The organism is Microcystis aeruginosa LEGE 91341 (genome assembly GCF_015206885.1).
GTDB classification, from domain to species: Bacteria; Cyanobacteriota; Cyanobacteriia; order Cyanobacteriales; family Microcystaceae; genus Microcystis; species Microcystis aeruginosa_H.
This window is the reverse complement of sequence record NZ_JADEXY010000015.1, coordinates 25,991-42,331: the sequence shown is the minus strand read 5'-3', so window position 1 is coordinate 42,331 and position 16,341 is coordinate 25,991. Positions and strand designations below refer to the sequence as shown.

13 protein-coding genes and 1 pseudogene are annotated in these 16,341 nt (G+C 48.4%); 1 reads left to right on the top strand and 13 read right to left on the bottom strand.

Annotated features, from left to right (window positions below; translation table 11 throughout):
• A pseudogene (locus tag IQ234_RS04275) lies at window positions 1-110 on the top strand (IS630 family transposase); the annotation flags it as partial.
• A 273-nt stretch (window positions 111-383) separates the two neighbouring features.
• Here IQ234_RS04275 and IQ234_RS04270 read toward each other — a convergent pair.
• The 13 genes from IQ234_RS04270 to IQ234_RS04210 form a co-directional block, all read right to left on the bottom strand.
• The gene (locus IQ234_RS04270) at window positions 384-5,507 is read right to left on the bottom strand and encodes a Calx-beta domain-containing protein (protein WP_193956156.1); all 5,124 of its coding nucleotides are present in this window, start codon (window positions 5,505-5,507) and stop codon (window positions 384-386) included.
• 454 nt (window positions 5,508-5,961) lie between these two features.
• Window positions 5,962-6,909, bottom strand: a complete 948-nt coding sequence (locus tag IQ234_RS04265; RefSeq protein WP_193956155.1) for a F0F1 ATP synthase subunit gamma — start codon at window positions 6,907-6,909, stop codon at window positions 5,962-5,964.
• 191 nt (window positions 6,910-7,100) lie between these two features.
• Window positions 7,101-8,609, bottom strand: a complete 1,509-nt coding sequence (atpA, locus tag IQ234_RS04260; RefSeq protein ID WP_002769608.1) for a F0F1 ATP synthase subunit alpha — start codon at window positions 8,607-8,609, stop codon at window positions 7,101-7,103.
• Between the two features lie 68 nt (window positions 8,610-8,677).
• Window positions 8,678-9,226 carry an ATP synthase F1 subunit delta gene (gene atpH, locus IQ234_RS04255; RefSeq protein WP_002769606.1) on the bottom strand — a complete coding sequence of 183 codons (549 nt, stop codon included), beginning with the start codon at window positions 9,224-9,226 and terminating at the stop codon, window positions 8,678-8,680.
• Entirely contained in the window at window positions 9,227-9,769 is a 543-nt protein-coding gene (locus IQ234_RS04250) for a F0F1 ATP synthase subunit B (RefSeq protein WP_110578667.1), read from the bottom strand. It lies immediately after the preceding gene.
• A gap of 126 nt (window positions 9,770-9,895) precedes the next feature.
• Window positions 9,896-10,327, bottom strand: a complete 432-nt coding sequence (locus IQ234_RS04245; protein WP_002740070.1) for a F0F1 ATP synthase subunit B' — start codon at window positions 10,325-10,327, stop codon at window positions 9,896-9,898.
• A 229-nt stretch (window positions 10,328-10,556) separates the two neighbouring features.
• On the bottom strand, window positions 10,557-10,802 hold the full coding sequence (gene atpE / locus IQ234_RS04240; protein WP_002740068.1) for an ATP synthase F0 subunit C: 246 nt from the start codon (window positions 10,800-10,802) through the stop codon (window positions 10,557-10,559).
• Between the two features lie 230 nt (window positions 10,803-11,032).
• Window positions 11,033-11,782, bottom strand: a complete 750-nt coding sequence (gene atpB / locus IQ234_RS04235; RefSeq protein WP_002739857.1) for a F0F1 ATP synthase subunit A — start codon at window positions 11,780-11,782, stop codon at window positions 11,033-11,035.
• Between the two features lie 57 nt (window positions 11,783-11,839).
• The gene (locus IQ234_RS04230) at window positions 11,840-12,202 is read right to left on the bottom strand and encodes an ATP synthase subunit I (protein ID WP_002739749.1); all 363 of its coding nucleotides are present in this window, start codon (window positions 12,200-12,202) and stop codon (window positions 11,840-11,842) included.
• A gap of 344 nt (window positions 12,203-12,546) precedes the next feature.
• Entirely contained in the window at window positions 12,547-13,335 is a 789-nt protein-coding gene (locus IQ234_RS04225; RefSeq protein WP_193956154.1) for an ion transporter, read from the bottom strand.
• 92 nt (window positions 13,336-13,427) lie between these two features.
• Window positions 13,428-14,345 (bottom strand): NAD(+) kinase, encoded by a 918-nt coding sequence (locus tag IQ234_RS04220; protein WP_002765357.1) that lies wholly within the window; start codon window positions 14,343-14,345, stop codon window positions 13,428-13,430.
• 23 nt (window positions 14,346-14,368) lie between these two features.
• Window positions 14,369-15,346 (bottom strand): SDR family oxidoreductase, encoded by a 978-nt coding sequence (locus IQ234_RS04215; protein ID WP_193956153.1) that lies wholly within the window; start codon window positions 15,344-15,346, stop codon window positions 14,369-14,371.
• Between the two features lie 64 nt (window positions 15,347-15,410).
• Window positions 15,411-16,298, bottom strand: coding sequence for a S66 peptidase family protein (locus IQ234_RS04210; RefSeq protein WP_193956152.1), 888 nt, complete (start codon window positions 16,296-16,298; stop codon window positions 15,411-15,413).
• Between the last annotated feature and the right edge of the window lie 43 nt (window positions 16,299-16,341).

The following is a 16,341-nucleotide window of genomic DNA, read 5'->3' as shown; positions in this document are numbered from 1 at the left end:
AGGCAAGAACTTACAAAGACTTAATAGAAGGGATTGAATTAGCTATGTTAGAAGTTACTCAAAAAGATATTCGCAATTGGTTTACTCACTGTTGCTACTGTACCTCATGAGTCAGAGAATTGCTATATATTGGGACTAAGTGTATTAGAGTATATGTACTTGAGTTTATACTCTTTTGGGCTTAATCGAGTCTTCCTTAAGACTTGGTAGATTATTTTAACGCAGGTCCCTGTTGCGGTTAATGTTAGGCTTTTGCTGCCGAAAAACTTTGCTGAGATTTTCCCCGATAATGCTAGGAATATTCAACTATTAAACTGGCGATCAATCCTGCACTCCTAAAACTGTAAATTTGACAAAAACTGATAACTGACTACTGTTTTGGATTAAGCCACCAAGAGGAAATCGTTGGCTGTTAGGCTAGGATTACCAGTTAAAACCGCAAAATTGGCACCGGTTCCCAAACCCGCTGCGCTACCATTTTGGTTATAGAATAGATGGCCAGTGCCACTGCTATAAACAATAAAAGCATTACTAGCGGCAACTAAACTATTATTAGCAACGACGGCGAAATTACTAGCTTGACTAAAACCATTACCAACCGCACTGGTTAAAGCAGCAAAAGTGGTTTTGCTCAGGACAATTTTATCTTGATTAACCACGAAATCGCTGATCGTATCTACCCCAAAATCGCTGGCAACAAAAGCACGAGTAGAGCGATATTCAATTTGATCAATTCCTGCTCCACCCGTGAGAGTATCATTACCCGCATTACCTGCGAGAGTATCATTTCCTAAGTCACCATTGAGGATATTATTGCCACTATTACCTGTGATGCGATTATTACCTGCGTTACCAGTGCCGTTAATCGGATCCGTGCCAATCAGTTGTAGGTTTTCTAACCCATTTGTGAGGACGGTGCTGACATTGCTTTCGAGAGTATCGGTGATGGTGATCGTCGCCATCGCCCGGGCGATCGTGGCGTTGACTGGGTTGGACAGGGTAACGGTAAATGTTTCGTCCGCTTCGTTGAGGGTATCGTTAGCGATCGGGACGCGAATAAAAGCGGTGGTTGTATTGGCCGGAATCGTCAAAATTCCCGAGGACGAGGTGTAATCCGTAGCAGCGATCGCTGTGCCGTTGGTGGTGGTGTAGTTGACGCGGATCGGTTCACCGAAAGGGCCGTTAAGACGGACGGGGATCAATGCGTTCGCTTCCAATCCCTCCAGGAAGATCAGGTTATCGATCGTCAGGGTCGGTAGATCGTCGTTGGCGATCGTTCCCGTGATGGCTTCCGTCGTCCCACGGGTGTAATCGGTTCCTGGAGCGATCGCGAGAGAGACGGTTTCATTGGGTTCGATGAGCGCGTCGCCGACGGGATCGATGGTGACGATCGCCGTACTTGCACCCGCGTTAAAGCGTACCGTTCCCCCAGTCGCGGTAAAAGTGAGTGCCCCAGTTTGGGTGTAGTCGGTGGTCAAAGTTGCAGTTCCCGTGACGTTGAAGTTGACTGTGAGGGGATTGGTGAGCGGGCCGCGACGGGTGAAGGTGTACAGGAGGTTCGGTGTACCGTTCTCGGTGACGGTAGCTGGGGAAACGGTTAGGGTGATGTCCGACAGGTTCGGTAAACGACCGATCACGGTGTCGCCGTTCAGATCCATCTCGAAATCCCGCTCTAATTGTAATGCCGTCGGGGAGGTGGGGGAGATCGGAGCGTCATTTCCCGCAAACTGCCAGTCCGCGTCCATTGTCCAAAGTTCGAGCGCGTTCGTCGTCGTGTTTCGCCAGACGATCTGATTAATTCCGTTTAGCGTTTCCGCGCCGAGAATCTGTCGTCCAGGATTCGAGGTTTCCGTCAGAGGTGTACCGTTAATCGCCCCGATCGCCGTATCTCCTAAGCTCGTTCGGGCGTAGAGTCGGTTCAGGGTATCCCGGACGATCGCAACCGATCCCGCCGCTTCAAGGTTGGTGAAGGTCATACCGATCCGGCCGTCTCCGTTGGCATCGAACTGGAATTTTTTCTCTAGATTGTACGCATCTAGGGTATTTAATCCGTTTGTACTATCCCCGCCGAGCCAACGCCAATTCGTATCGGTGTACCAAACCTGAAGATAGTTATTGCGGGTATTTTTCCATAAAATCTGGTTGAGTCCGTCGATCCGCTCGACCGCGAGTGCTTGCCAATCGGGATATTGACCGATCCGGAGTGGCGTATCCTCTAGGCTATAAAGCGGGAGGGTTTCTTCGCTCGATCGCGCGTAGAGACGATTGGCCGAGTCGCGGACGAGGGTGATATTACTGCCTAAACTCGCAGGTTCGATCACCGTGTAAACATCGTTATCGGTGAGGGTGATAACCGCGCCGCTGGTGGCTCCGAGGGTGTAGCCAGTTCCCTCGGAGATCTGTAAAAGAACGACTTCGTTCCCCTCGATTGCCGTATCCTCGATCGGGTTAATCGTGACGGTGGCGGTACTACTTCCCGCCGCGAAAGTAACTCTTCCGGTGAGATTACTGTAATCTACCCCGTTGGTAGCCGACCCAGCAAGGAGATAGTTCACGGTCAGCGCGTTCCCTATATTCCCGCTTCGGGTGAGGGTAAAAACGCCCGCGTTGGCCGGCTCGCCCGCGCTGGCATCGGTGACAGCCACGGTGATCCTGGTTACGGGAGCGGCGGGAACGAAGACAAAAACCTCGTCGCCTAGACTGGTATAGCCTCTGACCCGAGCGATCAGTTCATCGCGTTCCCCCAAAGGTTTAATAAGGTAAATTTCTACTGTGTCGCTACGGAAAGGTTGTTGTTGGACGAGATAGTCCGCTCGCGAACCGCGTAGTTGAATCCGATCACCCTCGGAAAAATCGGCATCTTGGATATCGGCGTAATCCTGATAGCCATCATTGCGCGTGTTACCGTCATCGTAGCCGATCCAGTTCGCGCCACCGAGGATGAACAGATCCGCCCCCGCTCCCCCGTAGAGATTGTCCTGTTCGTTCTGTCCGGGGGTGGCTGCGTTGGGGTTGACCCCGATCAGGCGATCGTTATCATCTTCCCCGTACAGGGTATCCGATCCCCAACCGCCGATGAGAAAATCGTTCCCGTCCTCCCCGAAAAGCAAGTCCTCCCCGCTATTACCGTCGATGGTATCATCGCCGCCGTTGCCGCGGAGACCTTCTGATGTGCTAAAACGAACACTATCCGATCCCGAACCGCCGAGAATAAAATCGTTATCCTCCGTACCGGATAGATTGCAACGCTCGATCGAGATCAGCGTATCGACTTTATTCCCACTAATTACCGTACCGTTACCCGTGGCGGTATCGTAGGTCATGAAAACTGGGCTACCGGAAAAATCGATCGAGTAGGTATCGGTTCCCGCACCGCCATCGACGGTATCGTTTCCATTCGACGAAAACAATCGATCATCTCCTGCGCCACCGAAGAGGGAATCATTGCCTTCCCCACTGTCAAGATCATCGTTGCCGTCGCCCCCGTCGAGGTTATCGGCTCCATTGCCGCCGAAGAGAGAATCGTTTCCCCCGTTGCCGTAGAGGGTATCGTCGTGATTCTCGCCGTAGATGGTATCGGCATCGTTACCCCCGTAGAGGAGATCTTTATCCTCGCCGCCGTAGAGGACGTTATTGCCGGGGTTGCCGTAGAGGGTATCGACCCCATCGCCGCCGTACACGGTATCTCTTCCCCCGTCCCCGTAGATGAGATCGTTATCGTCATCGCCGTAAAGAACGTCATCGCCGCCGTTACCGACAACGGTATCGTTTCCTTTTCCCCCGCTTACGTTGGGGTCGTTACCGCTACCACCGAGGAGGGAATCGTTAAATTCCGTGCCGATGAGAAAGAGGCGTTCTACAGAGATTAATAAATCTGTTTGATTCCCGACGATAATCCGCGGGTTTCCCAAAGTGCCGCCGTAGTCCATCGTTATCGCCGTCGGGGAAGTGTTGTAAGTCGTATCGTAGAGATCGGTTCCTACACCCCCGTTCAGGGTGTCATTGCCGCTACCCCCGACGAGGGTATCATCGCCGCTATCGCCGTTCACGACATCGTTCCCGAGACCACCGAGGAGATAATCGTTATCGGAACCGCCGTTGAGAATATCGTCGCCACTATCGCCGGAGAGGGTATCATTGCCCTGATTGCCAGAGATGGTATCGTTGCCTGCGCCACCTTGAATATTGGAGTCATTGCCCGACCCCCCGAAGAGGACATCGTTGAAGGAACTACCGATGAAGTTATCGAATTTCTCGATCGAGTAGAAAAAGTCCCGTTCGCTCCCGACGGTGATCGTCCCGTTACTCGAGGTGATTGAGTAGGTCATTACTACCCGCGCTGCGGAGGCGTTGTAGTCGGCGCGGTAGGTATCGATTCCGTTACCACCGTAGAGAGAATCGTTGCCCGCGTCTTGGTAGAGAATATCGCCCCCTGCGCCGCCGTCAACGAGATCGTTCCCGTTACCGCCGATGAGAAAATCGTTTCCATCGCCTCCGTAGAGGGAATCGTTTCCCTCGTTGCCGTAGAGTTCGTCGTTGTCGCTTCCCCCGTCGAGGTAATCGTTCCCGTTCTTACCGTACACCGAGTCATCGCCACTGTTGGCGAAAACCGTATCGTTGCCCGCGCCCCCGTCGATATTGTTATCGTTGGCGGTTCCGCCGAATAGATAATCGTCGAATGCGGAACCCAGAAAACCGCTAAAACTCTCGATCGAGGTAAAGGCATCTCTTTCTCCCCCCACCTGGATCGTCCCGCTCCCGGTCGCGATACTGTAGGTCATGATGACGTTGCTGATCGCGTTCCGATAATTGCCGACGAAGGTATCGGTTCCCCCCCCACCGTCGATGATGTCGTTCCCCGCCTCGGTAAAGAAGAAATCGGAACCGCCGTCCCCGTAGAGGGTATCGTCACCCCCCCCGCCGAAAATCGTGTCGTTTCCGGCTAATCCCTCAATGATATCTGCGCTCGCAGTTCCCTGTAGATTATCGTCATTGTTCGTACCGACGATATCCTGCTTTTCGACCACTAGCTCTCGTCCGTCCACCACGATCATCGCGTGATCGTCTTCTTCCCGCCATCGGTTCAGAATTTCCGGCGATAGCTCCTGTCCGAGGACGAAAGCGGCAAAAATCGCGCCCTCGTCCCCTTTTGTATCGATCGGGTTCAAAGAGTGATCGATCGCGTGACCGATTTCTTCGAGAAGAAGGTTCACCAATCCCTCGGAACTTATCTGGCGATCGGCGATATAAATAGTATCGGTGGCGCTCGAGTAGGCTCCGCGCGCGCCGGGTAAGCGATCAGCGGGGAGGACTACGATCGCTGGCAAGTTACTAAAATCTCCTCTTTGCCATTGAATGCGTAGGGTTTCCGCTTTACTGGTGTCGTACTGATTGCCGAAAATTGCGGTTAAGCTTTGATAATAGGTTTCTGAATTGGCAAATTGAGCAAGAATGGCTTCTAGTCCCAATCCCATCAAGATATTGCCAGAATTAGCCGCGCTAGTCATGGTAAAAACTCCTTTTTGTTTGGCCTCTATTACTTGTTGCGGAGGAGGCTTAATTTTTATGCAGTGGCAAGAAAACTTGTTACATAAGTTCATAATTGTGGGAGAGCCGTAAAGCCGACTGATCCCAAAAAGCAATTAAGAAGTAACGATTCGATCAAAATTTTTGAATGGGTTAGGGAAGAAAATGCTGGTAGTTTTACTCCAGACAAGCCACTTTTAAAATTCTAAGTGACGATCAATACAGATCATCTAATTTTTTTGTAAATTATTGCTACAAAGGTCTGAAAAAATGAGACCTTTAACATTAACAAAAATTCCTTGACAATATCTTCCAAATATGATAGGGGAGCGGCCTTCTGGTAACTAAGGCTAATAGTTTACCGCTATCTAAACGAAAAAAAAGGAGTGAAAATAATCACTCCTACTGATAATCACAAGAAAAACTGTCTTAAATCTAGAGAGCGTTGGCCCCCGCTACTACTTCTAACAATTCTTGGGTAATAGCGGCTTGACGCGCTTTGTTATAGGTACGGCTTAAAGTGCCAATTAACTCGCTGGCGTTCTCGCTGGCGTTACTCATCGCCGTCATCCGGGCGGCTAATTCACTAGCTGCTGATTCCTGGAGGGCGCGCAGTAATTGGTTATTTAAGTACAAAGGTAGGAGAGAATCGAGAATTTGGACGGGATTCTGCTCAAAAATCATGTCTTGGGGAAAAACCTGCGCCGGTTGGCTGGCCATTTTTTCCCGTTGTACCTTAAATTTTCCCTCTTTAGTCACCAAACGGAAAATCTCGTCATCCTGTACCGCTAAACCTTGGGTAGTTAAAGGTAACAGGGTTTGAATCACGGGAGTGGAACTGATCAGGGAGATAAAACGAGTATAAATTAACTCGACTCGATCGACTGTTTCCGATAAAAATAAGGAAAGCAATTCATCCCCAATCGTGCCAGCTTCATCGGCAGTGGGAATCTGTTCGAGGTTAATAAATTTAGCGGCAATGGGAGCATTCCGGCGCTCGAAATACTGTGCCGCTTTCCGGCCAGCAATAACTAATTGATAGTTAATCCCTTGCTCTTTTAATTCATTCATCCGTTGTTCGGCACGACGGATGACGTTAGTATTATAACCGCCACAAAGACCTCGATCGCCTGTGACTACCAACAGAGCCACGGTTTTTACTTCCCGTTGGGCCAGCAGGGGTAAATTAACATCACTAAAGGCTAAACGACCTTGGAGATTATAGAGTACCTGAGCGAGGGCATCGGCAAAAGGACGGGTACACAGAACTTGTTCTTGGGCGCGTCGCACTTTTGCGGCCGCCACCAGACGCATAGCCTCGGTAATTTTTTTGGTATTTTTGACCGATTGAATTTGGTCGCGAATCGCTTTGAGATTAGGCATAATTCAGTTATCAGTTATCAGTTATCAGTCATCAGTCATCAGTCAAGATTCAGGGTTTAGGAGGGAATGGAGAGGTTGGGAAATAGGGAGATCGGGAAATTTCAACTAATACCCCAAAACCCCAAAACCTCAACACCCCATCCCCTAAAACCTAACCCCCATTACCAACATTCATTTACTGATTACCGAGATTATTTAAAGGCTTGTTTGTACTCGTTGATACCATCTTTGAGCAGGCCTTCTGCTTCGTCGTTGAGTTGTTTTTCGGTGCTGACGATCTCAACGTAGCGAGGTTTGCTAGTTTTCAGGTATTCGCGTAAACCGGCGCAGAAATCGATAACTTTATCGGTGGCGATATCGTCGAGATAACCGTTTAAACCGGCATAAACCACCGCCACCTGTTCCCAAACGGAGAGGGGGAAGTTTTGGGGCTGTTTCAGGATTTGACGCAGACGTTGACCGCGAGACAGTTGTGCTTGGGTGGCCGCATCAAGGTCAGAAGCGAATTGAGCAAAAGCTTCTAATTCGTCAAACTGGGCTAATTCGAGTTTTAATTTACCAGCAACTTTCTTCATCGCTTTCGTTTGGGCCGCCGAACCGACGCGGGATACGGAAATACCAGCGTTAATAGCGGGACGGAAACCAGCGTTAAAGAGGTCGGTGGAGAGGAAGATCTGACCGTCAGTAATCGAAATTACATTGGTGGGAATGTAGGCAGAAACGTCACCGGCCTGGGTTTCGATAATCGGCAGGGCGGTCATGCTACCACCACCGAGGGCATCGCTGAGTTTAGCGGCGCGCTCTAGTAAACGGGAGTGGAGATAGAAAACGTCGCCGGGGTAAGCTTCCCGACCAGGAGGACGACGCATGAGCAGGGATAGCTGACGATAAGCTTGAGCCTGTTTGGTGAGGTCATCGTAGATAACTAGGGTCGCTTTGCCTTTATACATGAAGTATTCAGCGATCGAAGCTCCGGTATAGGGGGCGATATACTGGAGGGTGGCGGGGTCGTTAGCGTTAGCGGCCACCACTACGGTGTAATCCATGGCACCTCTTTGGGTGAGGGTGTCGATTACTTGGGCGACGGTGGAGGCTTTTTGACCGATGGCGACATAGACACAGATTACGTCTTCGCTTTTCTGGTTAATGATCGTGTCAATGGCGATCGCTGTTTTACCAGTTTTTCTGTCACCGATAATTAACTCCCGTTGACCACGACCGACGGGAATCATGGCATCGATAGCGGTAATGCCGGTTTGCATCGGTTCACAGACGGATTTGCGAGCGACAATACCGGGGGCGGGGGATTCCACCAGACGGGTTTCGCTGGCGAGGATGTCTCCTTTCCCGTCGATGGGACGACCGAGGGCATCAACCACGCGGCCGACTAAGGCATCACCCACGGGAACCTGAGCGATTTTACCGGTAGCTTTCACCGTACCGCCTTCTTTAATCCCGAAACCGTCACCCATTAACACCGCACCGACGTTATCTTCTTCGAGGTTAAGGGCGATGCCGACGGTTCCATCTTCAAATTCTAATAGTTCTCCCGACATGGCCTGTTGTAGGCCGTAGATGCGGGCAGTACCGTCACCCACTTGCAGGACGGTTCCCACGTTGGAGACCTGTACTTCTTGGTTATAGGATTCGATCTGTTGACGAATAATTGTACTAATTTCGTCGGGTCTGATAGCTACCATAGTTTAATCTGGGAAAAAGTAAAAAATTAGAAGGTGAAAAAACGGCAAAAAAGAGAGATTAGATGACCTTAGCGCAGGGAGAGGCTGAGGCGTTGTAGTTGACCGCGAATGCTGGCATCAAAGACCTGAGAACCGACTTTGATCACCACACCACCGATCAGGCTGGTATCAACTTTGGTTTTCAGTTCGACCACGTTCGCCCCGGTTAGGGTTTTCACTTTGTCGATGACGATTTGTTTTTGGCTATCGTTCAATTCGGTGGCCGAGGAAACTTCCGCTAAAACGGTGTTGGTCAGCGCTCTGGCCAGGGTGAGATATTGTTGACAAACGGGTTCTAAAAATTGAATCCGACGTTTATCGACTAATAACATCATGAAGTTAGTTAAATAGGGATTGGCACTGGTCCCCATTACTTGGGAAAGAACGGCTTTTTTAGCTTCTTCTTTGATGACAGGATTGCCGATAAAAGCTCTTAGATCGGGAGCATTTTCCAACAATTCTAAGAGGGATTTAATTTCGCCGCCGATCGCTTCTAATTGTCCGCTGCTTTGGGCGACGGAAAGTAATGCTTGGGCGTAGGGTTCGGCTATTTCTGAACTGATTAAACTTCCCTGCATCTATTTACCTCCTAGGTTGGCCAAACTGCGATCAATTAGGGTTTGTTGTACCGATTCTTCCAGACCGGCGCTTAATTGGGATTCCACATTAGCTAAGGCTAAAGCGGTAATTCTTTGGCGTAATTCTACTAAAACGCGATCCTGTTCCGCCGAGAGATCTTTAGCGGCACTTTCGCGCATTCTTTGAATATCGAGTTCGGCTTGGGCGGCGATGTCGGTGGTGACAGTTTTAGCTCTATCTCGAGCATTATTGATAATTTTTTCGGCCTCTTGTTTTGCCAGGGCGAGTTTTTTCTGTTCTTCGGCGAGGGCGTTAGCGGCAATATTTTTCCGGTCTTCAGCTTCGGCTAAAGCTTCAGCAATCTTCGACTGACGTTCTCCGAGGATTTGTCCGAGAACTTTGCGGCCGTAGAAGATGACTAAACCGAGCAGAATTGAGAGGTTAAATAGGTTAGTTCCTAGGATATCGGTGTTGATGCCGAATCCTTCTGCTGCCGCTTCCTTCGCCTCCGTGGCTAATAATAAAACTGTGTCGATGATCATGATTATTGAGGGCGGGGAGTAGGTTATTCAGTTATCAGTTATCAGAGGTAAGTTTCCAGTCTTCTAACTCCTGACGACTGACTTCTATCTTTTCACTGATCACTGTTATTAACCAAGGGCTGGGGTTTAGCGAACGAGTTCGGGGCCGAGGAGTTTTTCGAGAATTTGACGGGAAAGAGAGGCCACTTGTCCTTCTAGAGAACGAAAGGCTTCTTCTTTCTGTTGGGCAATTTCGGCGGCGACGGCTTCTTTACGAGCGATCGCTTCTTTTTGGGCTGCGGCAACTCGTTCGCTGGCTAGTTTTTGGGCCTCGGCTTGCGCTTGGGCGATAATCTCTTGGGATTGTTTACGAGCCGAAGTTAATTGCAATTCGTACTCTTGTACCAGTGCTTCGGTTTTGGCTAGTTGTTCTTTGGCTCCGCCTTCGGTTTGCCGAATATACTCCGCCCGTTCATCTAAAACTTTACTGAGGGGTTTATAAAAAACGGCGTTCAGGATCACTGCCAAAAGAATAAACTGTAGTGCCATCACTGGCAGGGTGGCATCGAAATCAAACATTGATTTATTCCTGATAAATAGAAGCTATAGACAGGTTCAAAAAAGGAAGATGATCCCCCTGCTTTAAAAGTAAACAGTCAGGGGGAATCACTAAAATTCCCTTAACTAGCTATCAGCCTTCCGTCCCAAAAACCAGATTTTTTAGTTGGCTCCCTTGGCGTTTTTTAGAGTTTTTAAAACTCTGCTGCCAAGCTAGGGACTGGGGGCTGATAGCCCACTGCTTTTTTAATTAGGCGAAGGGGTTAGCGAACAGTAAAACGAGAGCGATAACCAAGCCGTAGATGGTTAAGGATTCCATGAATGCCAAGCTGAGGAGAAGGGTACCACGAATTCTTCCTTCAGCTTCGGGTTGACGGGCGATACCGGAAACAGCTTCTCCAGAAGCAGTACCTTGACCAACACCGGGGCCGATAGCGGCTAAACCAACGGCGAGGGCGGCGGCGATAACGGAAGCGGCAGCTACTGTGGGGTTCATGGTGATTTTTTCCTCTATTTACTAATCAATTTCAATCTGTTGTTTACAGAGCGCGTTCTCAGCCGTAAAAAATGGCTGGTTTTCTGATCAAAACTCCCGAAAGAGTTTTTGGGAAAGAACGATCTGGGAATTCAGTTGCTCATCCTGAATTCGACCAATAATTTCTTAGTTATTATCCTATTATTTGGACACTTTTTCCTAAGAAATTTTTCTTTTTTCGTCCCTCGCTTTTAAGCGTGTTCCTCTTCGTGTTCCGATTCCAGGGCCTCATGGATATAGGCCCCGGCAAGGGTGGCAAAGACAAGGGCCTGAATAGCGCTGGTAAATAAACCGAGAGCCATCAGGGGTAGGGGTACGACTAGGGGGACAAGGAAGACTAATACGGCTACTACCAACTCGTCCGCGAGGATGTTTCCGAAAAGACGGAAGCTGAGGGAGAGGGGTTTGGTAAAGTCTTCTAAAATTTTGATCGGTAATAGCACGGGAATCGGCTCTAGGTAGTGAGCGAAGTAACCGAGTCCTTTTTTACTGATGCCTGCGTAGAAGTAAGCGAGGGAAGTCAGTAGGGCTAACGCCACCGTGGTATTGATGTCGTTAGTGGGGGCGGCTAATTCTCCTTCGGGCAGTTCGATTAACTTCCAAGGAATCAAGGCCCCTAACCAGTTAGAAACGAAGATAAATAAAAATAGGGTGCCGATGAAGGGCAACCAGGGTCGATATTCCTTTTCTCCTAGCTGGTTTTTGGCTAAATCGCGCAGAAATTCGAGAACGTACTCCATGAGGTTTTGAATACCGCTAGGGACTTTCTGGATCTTGCGGGTAGCGGCGATCGAGGCGATGATTAAGATAGCGAAGACGATCCAGGAGACCGCGATCACTTGCCCGTGAATTTTTAGTCCGCCGATGTGCCAGTACCAGTGTTGTCCCACTTCCAGGGAAGCGAGACTATAAAAATTAAGCACACTTAAACTGTCTAACATTTCCACCTTGGGGAGATTCAGGTTCGCAAATCAGGGTTATTTTAACGGTCAAAGGGTTTAGGAATCGGCTTTCTGCTCCAACTTGAAGATGGTTTGCAGGGTATAGACGATGATCGCCCCTTTATAGGTCAAAAAACCCAAAAAAACTGGCACTATGTGCAGTTCTTGCCAACGACTGGCGATGATGATTAATCCAGCGAATAGGGCTAATCCTTTTTTGCCTACCCGATTTTTCGTTACCCCCAATTTTTCCACTTCCCCGGCCAGGAGTTTTAGGTAAACGACTCCCACCATTGCCCCCAATAGGTAATTAAGGGCAGTATTGAGGGAATAAAACAGCCACACGGGTATAAAGATCAGACCGCTTAAGATCAGGGTGGTGATCAGTAGGGTGTTTTGTAGTTGATAGTATTCCCGCATCGGATCTGACGGCGGGTTGGTTTCTGGGGTTGGGGGAGATTCGATCGATGGGTCAGACAAGGTACACCTAAATCAGCGATAGACTAATCTCAATATCTGGATTGCTTTCCCAGCTATGACGCTCAGGTAAGCCACAAGACATATTATCACGGCAGCGGCAACAATTATTAAGCAATTGTAAATTGTCATGATTCCGTCGGTCGTCGGTCGTTAGGAGACAGGAGACAGGAGACAGGAGACAGGAGATAGGAGACAGGAGACAGGAGACAGGAGACAGGAGATTACTTTTATTTATTATCCCCATTTCCCCACTTCCCCACTTCCCCCTTTCGCCAGAATTAGTCTCAATCAGGTTTTTTTAAGAGTTTTGCCCCACAGTTTTTACAAAAATTGGCATCTATATCGTGACGGGGTAAACCACAATCTGGACAAGGATAATCAGTTTGAGTGCCAGATTTTAATAGTTGTTTAGTCAGAGTGCTAATTTGTAAGGGGATTAACAAAACTCCCGTTAAAATCATTAAAACTGTCACCATTTTGCCCCCATCAGAAAGGGGAGTCACATCCCCAAATCCCACGGTAGTCATAGTCACAACGGCGAAGTAAAAAGCATCAAAAAATGTCCGATAAACTTGGGGATTAATTGGGTGTTCGATCTGATAAATTAAACCAGCATAGACAAAAATAATCGAAAATAGAGTTATTAAAATGCGAATAAATACTATCTGATCGGAAGTTTTAATTTGAAAAATAGAAAGATCGGAGCCAAAAAAACGAATCACTCGCAAAATTCTAAACCAGCGAAAAATTCTAAAAAACCTAATATCAAAAAAACCAAAAAATAGAGGCAGGATTGATAATAAATCTAGGATGGAAAAAATATTAAAAACAAAGCCTAGTTTTGATTCCGCACACCAAAACCTAATTAAATACTCTAGGGAAAATAAGCTTAAAATTCCCCAATCAAGCTGACGTAACCACATTTGCCAAGTGGCGGATAAGGGATAGGTTTGAGCCACATAAATCCCCAACGAGAGTAAAATTAATGCTAAGATAAGCAGATTTACCGTCAGTCCGATCGCCGTGGTGACATCCTCTAAATAAAAAGCTATCTTGGCACGAAAAGAGAGCATAAATTCAGCTATCAGCCATTTAGGAGTCAGGAGATTTTTCAGTAAACAGTAACCAGTAATCAGTGAACTGATAACTGATAACTGATAACTGATTAAGGTAATTCCACCGAAGTTGGTTTAGCAATATGAGGCAAACCCCAACCCAATTTTTCCCGGAGGATGCGGAAGAATTCCGTCGATTGCAGACGAATAAAATGGACTTGGTGGGGCGATTTCTGCACATTAATTCGATCTTCTGGCAAGATATAAGAACCGCCATTGCCGTCCACTACCATCACCATCCGATTAGCAGTTGCTGGGAAAATATTTACTGTTTCCTTGTCAGAAAATACCAAGGATCTGGAAGCTAAAGAATGGGGACAAATGGGGGCTAATTGTAATACCGGCACATCGGGAGTTATTACCGGGCCACCGGCACTGAGAGCATAGGCAGTAGAACCGGTAGGAGTGGAGAGAATCACCCCATCGGCAGCGATATCGACGGGTGCGTGTTCACCAATTTGAATCTCAAAATGACACATACTGGTGAGGGGTTCCCGGTGGACGACCACCTCATTGAGAGAAAGTGCCTCCCAGAGGAGGGTATCTTCGCGAAACAGTCGCACCGTGATCATCGAGCGATTTTCGAGGGTGTATTTCCCCTCTAGAACCAGTTCTAAGGCGGGTTCAAGCTGATTTAGGTAAATTTCGGTCAAAAAGCCCATGTGTCCCGTATTGACCGTTAACAGGGGCAAATTGAGGGTGGCCAACTGCCGGGCTGCCGATAGGACTGTACCATCGCCCCCCAACACGATCGCAAAACTTAAATCTTGCTCGAAGTGGGGGGGGACTAACTGATCGATCGGAGTAAAACAAACGGGACGAGAGGGTTTAGAATGGCCTAGCAGGCCACCGCTGCCGGTAGCCATAAACACCTGCCAACCTAAAGAAAGTAGCTGATCTTGTATCTGATGGGCTGTTTTACAAGCGATAGGCTTAATATCGTTGTAAATAATGCCGATTTTGGGCATTGACAAATTTTCCTACTGCTGGTTCACGCTTTCTTTTTGAAAGGGGTTTTCTTCTTCTTCTGAGCTTTTTGTTTCTCGAAGTCGATTTCCTTGAGCTTCTTGAGAATGCGGCTAAAGTATTCTTGTAAATAGGATTCTAAAGTAGTTGTTTGACTCGGATCAAGGCCAAATACTTGATAAACTTCTGCCATGGGGGCATCAAGGGCTTGACCACTAGCGAGAACTTCCGCAAAAGCTAGTCGGTCAGATATATTATAAGTCCACTGGAAACAATGGGTTATTCCCCGCATAAAACGCAGTAATCCCATGGGTAAACGCCAAATTTTCCCCTCTTTACCCGATAGGCGTTCGCAAACTTCGATAATTTCTTCAGCTTTCCAAGCTTTGCTGCCGACCACGGGATAGGACTGACCGACGGTTTCGGGGACTTCTAAAGCGCGAACGGCGAATTTAGCGATATCTTGGGTGTCCATGTAGGCGATCGCTGTACTTTCTCCCGTGATCCAGACGGTTTGATTATCTAACATCGGGATGGCGTATTGACCGATTAAACCCTGCATAAAGCCACAGGGACGGAGAATTGTATATTTTAAACCCGATTCTGCTAGAAATTTCTCCGTACAGCGTTTTATCTCCATTAAAGGCACGTTGGGATATTTTTCGGCATTGAGAATCGAAAAGAAAATAAAGCGATCGACTCCGGCGGTTTTGGCCGCTTGAATCAGATTAACTTTACCATCCCAATCCACCTGTTTAATGCTGGCTGAGTCCGTCGCCCGGGCCGTAGCGGCATCGATCACCGCGTCCATTCCCTCTAAAGCAGGAATAATGGTACTTTTATCCCGCAGGGTTCCCCCGACTAATTCCGCGCCCCATTCCTTCAAAAAAGCCGCTTTTCTCTGACTGCGTACCAAACAACGCACTTGATGTCCCTGATCGATGGCATGACGCACGATCTGTCGCCCTAGGGTTCCCGTCGCACCGACAACTAATACTTTCATCTATAATTAATTTTTTGTTACATTTGTTAACACTTCTCTAAGATAGTATCAAAAAAGTGGCTCATTAGGGATAGAAAAATTCTAAGATTCCCCGATCCCCGTCCAGTTCTACCATTGTTCCCACTGGTAAAGCGGCATTATCGCCATCATGACCGAAAGGTAACTCAGCAATAACCGCAATGCCTAAATCGCCCAAACGCTCTTTTAAGACTTCCTCCACGCTTTGACTATCACTGCCGGGGGCCGCCAGACAACGGCTAAAACGACCGAGGGCAATGGCTTTAATTTGGGAGAAAATGCCCAGCATTCGCCACTGAGTTAACATTCGATCAATCCGGTAGGGGGCCTCGGTTACGTCCTCTAGGGCTAAAATTACCCCCTCTAGGGTGGGTTGAACCGAGGTTCCGAGGAGGTGGGTGGCTACGGTTAAATTGGCCGGTAATAAGCGTCCCCGCACTTTGCCCCCACCCCAACCTTGACCGATAAGAGGAGCTAAAGGACGACCTTCCAGAAGAGAAAAGAGGCGATCAATTGATTGGGGACTTTCTTGGGCTAAGGTGGTTAAAACTGGACCGTGAACGCTACAAATGCCCTGTTTCGCTAAACTCCATAAAATCCCCGTCACGTCGGAAAAACCGATTAACCATTTTGGGTTAGTTTTTGCCCATGTCCAATTTTCTAAGAGGCGAGCGCTACCGTAACCCCCCCTAGCGCAGAGAATTGCTTGACAATCGGCATCTTGCCATGTTTGGGCTAAAGCTTGACGACGTTGCTCGTCGCTACCAGCGAGATAACCCAGACGATTCGACCAATTCTCGCTAAATTCCACTTGATAACCCCTCGATCGCCAGATTTCTACGCCTTTTTCTAGGGCGGCTAATTCCTTGACGGATCCACTGGTGGCCACCAGAGAAACTTTAGCACCGGGTTGCAGAAATGATGGGATGATCATAGGTTAATTCTCTTTTGTGGGCGGATTAAGCGGAAATTACAGG

Excerpts from the sequence above, each read along its gene's own strand:
- IQ234_RS04270 (WP_193956156.1), bottom strand. The coding sequence starts at position 5,507 with ATGACTAGCGCGGCTAATTCTGGCAATATCTTGATGGGATTGGGACTA.
- IQ234_RS04265 (WP_193956155.1), bottom strand. The coding sequence starts at position 6,909 with ATGCCTAATCTCAAAGCGATTCGCGACCAAATTCAATCGGTCAAAAAT.
- atpA (WP_002769608.1), bottom strand. The coding sequence starts at position 8,609 with ATGGTAGCTATCAGACCCGACGAAATTAGTACAATTATTCGTCAACAG.
- atpH (WP_002769606.1), bottom strand. The coding sequence starts at position 9,226 with ATGCAGGGAAGTTTAATCAGTTCAGAAATAGCCGAACCCTACGCCCAA.
- IQ234_RS04250 (WP_110578667.1), bottom strand. The coding sequence starts at position 9,769 with ATGATCATCGACACAGTTTTATTATTAGCCACGGAGGCGAAGGAAGCG.
- IQ234_RS04245 (WP_002740070.1), bottom strand. The coding sequence starts at position 10,327 with ATGTTTGATTTCGATGCCACCCTGCCAGTGATGGCACTACAGTTTATT.
- atpE (WP_002740068.1), bottom strand. The coding sequence starts at position 10,802 with ATGAACCCCACAGTAGCTGCCGCTTCCGTTATCGCCGCCGCCCTCGCC.
- atpB (WP_002739857.1), bottom strand. The coding sequence starts at position 11,782 with ATGTTAGACAGTTTAAGTGTGCTTAATTTTTATAGTCTCGCTTCCCTG.
- IQ234_RS04230 (WP_002739749.1), bottom strand. The coding sequence starts at position 12,202 with ATGCGGGAATACTATCAACTACAAAACACCCTACTGATCACCACCCTG.
- IQ234_RS04225 (WP_193956154.1), bottom strand. The coding sequence starts at position 13,335 with ATGCTCTCTTTTCGTGCCAAGATAGCTTTTTATTTAGAGGATGTCACC.
- IQ234_RS04220 (WP_002765357.1), bottom strand. The coding sequence starts at position 14,345 with ATGCCCAAAATCGGCATTATTTACAACGATATTAAGCCTATCGCTTGT.
- IQ234_RS04215 (WP_193956153.1), bottom strand. The coding sequence starts at position 15,346 with ATGAAAGTATTAGTTGTCGGTGCGACGGGAACCCTAGGGCGACAGATC.
- IQ234_RS04210 (WP_193956152.1), bottom strand. The coding sequence starts at position 16,298 with ATGATCATCCCATCATTTCTGCAACCCGGTGCTAAAGTTTCTCTGGTG.